Here is a 364-nt window from a genome sequence, read left to right on the forward strand (position 1 = left end):
AAAGCCCTCGCAGAGGCGTTATTACAAAAGAGCTTTCGACTCGTATCCGGCGGCACGGACAACCACCTGATAGTCGTCGATCTTACGGAGCGCGGCATAACGGGCAAAGACTTCGAAGAGAATAATGGGCGAATTGGAGGCTAAGGCGAAACAAACGCTTATCGAAAATGGCATGACCATAGTTGAAGACGTCGATCTGCAGGCGTTCAAGAAAGCCGGATAAAAGGCCTATGAGGTTTTGAAGGGAAATATGCTATTAGTCCACGACAGGTAGGTATCATCAACGATCTGTTCACACCACAGCCAGCCGAAATAGAGAAGGCAAAGCAAATTCTTGAGAACTATCGTAGCGGTGTCGAGCGCG

At 48.9% G+C, this 364-nt stretch carries 1 pseudogene; it reads left to right on the forward strand.

The features are described from left to right. Positions 1-144, forward strand: a pseudogene (locus EZM41_RS11120) (serine hydroxymethyltransferase); the annotation flags it as partial. Positions 145-364 lie beyond the last annotated feature (220 nt).

Origin of the sequence: Acetomicrobium sp. S15 = DSM 107314, assembly GCF_016125955.1 — a bacterium.
GTDB lineage: Bacteria > Synergistota > Synergistia > Synergistales > Thermosynergistaceae > Thermosynergistes > Thermosynergistes pyruvativorans.